We start from the raw sequence: 4,128 nt of genomic DNA on the forward strand, positions 1-4,128 counted from the left end.
GGTGCTACACCACAGGTTTTGGAGTATTTCTTGAGTAGTGACATTGACGGCGATGGGCGGACTCTGGCACAAGAATTATTTCAGGATGGGACGAACCCATTGCAGCCAAATACACCCCAGCCACCACCGAAAGCACAGGTTTTATCTCCATCTCCAACTGAAGATTTGGATTGGGAAATATAGCATACATTCTCAAACTTTACTAGCAACCTGAGCTTTGATTTTTTCAGTACTCAAGTTGCTAGTTCTTTTTTGAAAGCATATTTAAACTTCTTAAGTTAGACACGAATTCCATTTTTCAAAAAGCACACTAGGGTGTAATTGAATTATCGATTACACCTGTTCCCTCAACTAACTCAACAACTAAAGAAGGACATAGTATGACTATATTAGGTATTAATAGACCTTTAGATACAACCCAGGCAAAACTGTGGGATGAGCGCGATTTGTCTACAAGCGATCGCCGCCGAGAGCATCTAGAAATTCTCCTATGCCAGAAAGTACAGATAGGTGAAGACCCTGCCTTGTGTGAGAAAGTATTAGATTATCTATATTTGTCGGCATTTCAGCAAAATATCAATCGCATTACTGTCCAAAAGGAAAAAGAAAGGTCAGTGTTTACCTCCCTACAGCAAGTGATTATTACGTCTTTTGCTATTCTAGGGATGTTTGCGTTCCTTGCCGCCGCTTCCAACAAGTCAGTTGTGCGCTCGTCTGGGGTAATCCCTCCAGCTATAGAACGGCAAGTCAATTAACCGAATATTCACTTTTTCGCCCAGGCAGCAACGGAAGATCAACTGAAAGTAATGTGGGCTGAAGTAGTCAGAGAACGCTCGGCATTCAATTCACTGCACATATTAATCATTACACCCTTTGCCATTTTAGGAATGATTGCCTTTTTTAACGGGGCGTTTCGCTCTGGCAAACCATCGGCTGCTGCTAACCTGCCTGCTGTTCAAGCTCATTAAAAGGATGTCACTAAAAAGCTGAAAGCGCTGTTTTATAATGCTTTCAGCTTATATTACCACTCGCTCTGCTTAGGGTGAGCTTAATATGCTATGTCCTTGTCGAAAGGCAAACTGTCAACATCCTCAAAGTTACGCAGGTCTTGCTCCATCTGCTGCCGATGTTGGACGTATGTTCTGCTAGCGCCAATCCTTTCTTGCATTTCCTGTTGACCGAAATTGATGCCCATTTCAGCGTATTTGGCTGATACTCGATTGTAGTTATCGACATCAATTTTCTTACGCCGTTCCATTTCCTCTAACCATCCAAGGCTTGTACCTTTTTTAAGCTCAGATTCAAAGTATTCCTGTTTAAGAGAACCGTCAGGGTTAAACTGTGTTTTCTCTGTTGGGGTGAAAAAGTCGTATGCCGTGTAGACAGGCCAAGGTTCTGGGTCGGTTTCGTCCAAGTGCTTCCACTCGTCATATTCTTCTTTCAATCTACGAGCATAGTCATCGACTGCTGCTGGGTTTGAGCCGGTAGATATTTTTTGTTGCCTTACTTCATCTTTTAATGTTCCATCTGAATTGAATTCTTTACGGTTCATATTTATCCAGCGTTTTATTCTTGACATGATTAATCCCTCACAAGATTGGTAAAAAGTTAACTAACTTAAAGTCTTATGACTCTTCAATTTAAACACTTTGACACGAGAATAAATCAATGGATTCATGATGACGGAGACAAGAATAATCCTGATTCAATTTTAACCGAGAAAATAGATAATACCCTATTGGAATCATATTTTCCAGGCAAAGAGTTTTCTTTTGGGCATATTGATGAATATAGTAAAGCAGAGGATTTACAAAATCATCCAGAAGGATATATTCTTTTATTATCTTCTAAAACAAGACTTCTCTATGGCTCTCCAGAATGTTTAGAAGTAATTGATAAATTATGTCCCGATAGAAAAGATAGAGGTGCTTATGGGTCGATTTTTCTAGGTGGTTGTAAAAATTTCATTAATGAAAAATTAAATATTTTAATTGTGAATGATATTACAGGAGAGAATGGAGGATTTATTAAAGATGAGGATGCTTTCAAGTTAGTGGGCGATTGTTATGGACAGATATCAACTCAAATTTATGACCGTTTGACCCAAACAGAGCAACAACAAAATAAAGATTATCATGTTATTCAGCATCGCTTTGGTTGGACAGAAGCTGATGGAGAAGATAATCAATATTGTTTTGGCAAAGGGACTTTACGACCATATAAGTTAGATAAAGTAGAATATTTAGACCCAAAGATTAAATCCAAAATTGACTTAATCATTCCCATATCCAGTTTTAAAGGTACAGACAAGGATAATCCTAATGGTGCTAGTAAACCCCAAATTAAACCAGGACTATATCAGCAAAAAATCTGGTTAGGTGAAAAATCGCAGTCAGAGCGAGGTCAGACAGCCATATCACAACTGTTGGCATCATTTCCTCAAGGGATCAAAGATTTCGCTGAGGAGCTAGAGGCACAGGCTCAAAAGCTAGCCGAAAATCAGGATGACCCAAGGATTGTTGCACAACTTTATTGTGAAAAATACGAAAAGCGTAAGGCTTTGACTGAATCACAGAAAGCATCTTTATCAAAGCAAATTACTGAGCAAGCTGGTGATGGCTCATTAGCTAAACAATTAGAACTAGTGACATCGAATGATGCTGATGGAGAATATGAGATAATCGATGAAAATAATGAATCACCGAAAGATGATTTGTTGATGTATAAACTCATAAAGGCTGATTTAGTTGGGGGGCATAATCAGCTTTTAGAAACTGAAAAAATTAAACAAGAACTGAGTAGATTTGTCCAAAGCGAGTGGAGAGATATAGCATCTGGGAGAACTTTAATATTTGACCGAGGAATGATTATCCCATCCAAAGAACTGAAAAATGGTGAAATCTGTGTTCCTTGGATGGATGATAGAGAAAAGGTTCTTAATTTTCGTTCTCCATTCCTCAACTCTAATGGTTTATGTATATCCACTAATAAACTTGTTGATGATAGATTAGCCCCAGATGGGGTAAATCTTAAAGGCATTATAGTAGTCAATGATGAAGATCATAAACGCATTTTAGCAAGGCTTAAAACCAATGAAATTGCGCCAATTGAAACCGAATCAGAACGGCAAGCGCGAGATTTTGACGGTGACTGTATTGGCGTGGCGCTGGCTAGTAAATACCCTAACCTGACAGCAGAGGCAGAGCAAAGAAATCTTCCCCAAAACGCCTATTCGCCCACGGTTAAGCTCAAAAAACAATCATTTTATGATCCCACCGATGGAACCCAGCCTCCATTTGAAGAAATAGCTATCCACATGAGTGATAGCATCAGCGTGGGCATAATCAACAATCAAGTGACAGCACTGGAGGCATTAGAATCAGAAATTGAGGTACTAAAGACTTACGGTACTTTTGAGCAGAAATCAAATTATCTAGACAAAGTTTCTAACCATTACGAAACCCTGTTTGAGCAAGAACGCCAGAAAGATTCAAAGTTAATTCGAGAAGAATACAAGCCTTATATGCAAGGGGTTGTTGAAATTGCTCATTCTCAAAGAACTCCCGAAATTATCCAGCAAGCAATGGACATTAACCGTCAAATGTACCGGAGCATGATTGAAGAAGGATGTTATCAAAACCAAATAGCGGTTGATTTATTCAAAAGTGCTAAAAAACCTGAGATGGATAAAATCTGGGAAAACAGCCGCTACTTGTATCGTGATGTTAATTATATTAAAGACAAAAAATCTCGTTCGTCCTATTTAAACACTGGGATAATCCCCAAAGGTTACTCACCAGTAGAACTACTAATCAGTCAAACTAATAAATATTTCCAAGAATCACAGTTAGAATCGCGCCCCATCGTCCAGTTTAAAGACTTATTCAAAGGAGTAGAATTTACACCACAACAAAGATTTGCAGCGATCGCCGCCAAATACGAGTTTGATCAGAAATTCAACGCTGCGGTACGTATGGAGCCAATACGGTTCGGATAAGCAGGGGAGGCAGGGGGTGCAGGGGAGGCAAGAGAGTTATTATTAAGCAATTTCTCTTCCCCTGCTTCTCTTCTCCCCCTGCTCAAGAACTGCTCGCCTCAACAGATAACTTTGTTAACCGAACCGTATTG

4 protein-coding genes and 1 pseudogene are annotated in these 4,128 nt (G+C 39.3%); 4 read left to right on the forward strand and 1 reads right to left on the reverse strand.

Going from position 1 to position 4,128, the window contains the following annotated elements; genetic code table 11:
• The 3 genes and pseudogenes from H6G97_RS46735 to H6G97_RS46745 form a co-directional block, all read left to right on the forward strand.
• Window positions 1-183, forward strand: a pseudogene (locus tag H6G97_RS46735) (hypothetical protein); the annotation flags it as partial.
• Window positions 184-380: 197 nt separating this feature from the next.
• Entirely contained in the window at window positions 381-755 is a 375-nt protein-coding gene (locus tag H6G97_RS46740) for a hypothetical protein (protein WP_190947196.1), read from the forward strand.
• Window positions 756-806: 51 nt separating this feature from the next.
• Window positions 807-968 (forward strand): hypothetical protein, encoded by a 162-nt coding sequence (locus tag H6G97_RS46745; protein WP_190947197.1) that lies wholly within the window; start codon window positions 807-809, stop codon window positions 966-968.
• Between the two features lie 80 nt (window positions 969-1,048).
• On the opposite strand, the gene H6G97_RS46750 is transcribed toward H6G97_RS46745, so the two are convergent.
• The gene (locus tag H6G97_RS46750) at window positions 1,049-1,579 is read right to left on the reverse strand and encodes a hypothetical protein (protein WP_190947198.1); all 531 of its coding nucleotides are present in this window, start codon (window positions 1,577-1,579) and stop codon (window positions 1,049-1,051) included.
• A 48-nt stretch (window positions 1,580-1,627) separates the two neighbouring features.
• Between H6G97_RS46750 and H6G97_RS46755 the strand changes: the two genes are divergently transcribed.
• Window positions 1,628-3,997, forward strand: coding sequence for a hypothetical protein (locus H6G97_RS46755; protein WP_338421998.1), 2,370 nt, complete (start codon window positions 1,628-1,630; stop codon window positions 3,995-3,997).
• The last annotated feature ends 131 nt before the right edge of the window (window positions 3,998-4,128 follow it).

Source organism: Nostoc flagelliforme FACHB-838 (assembly GCF_014698065.1).
GTDB lineage: Bacteria > Cyanobacteriota > Cyanobacteriia > Cyanobacteriales > Nostocaceae > Nostoc > Nostoc flagelliforme_B.

Coding starts and splice junctions, on each gene's coding strand:
- H6G97_RS46740 (WP_190947196.1), top strand. CDS start 381: ATGACTATATTAGGTATTAATAGACCTTTAGATACAACCCAGGCAAAA.
- H6G97_RS46745 (WP_190947197.1), top strand. CDS start 807: ATGTGGGCTGAAGTAGTCAGAGAACGCTCGGCATTCAATTCACTGCAC.
- H6G97_RS46750 (WP_190947198.1), bottom strand. CDS start 1,579: ATGTCAAGAATAAAACGCTGGATAAATATGAACCGTAAAGAATTCAAT.
- H6G97_RS46755 (WP_338421998.1), top strand. CDS start 1,628: ATGACTCTTCAATTTAAACACTTTGACACGAGAATAAATCAATGGATT.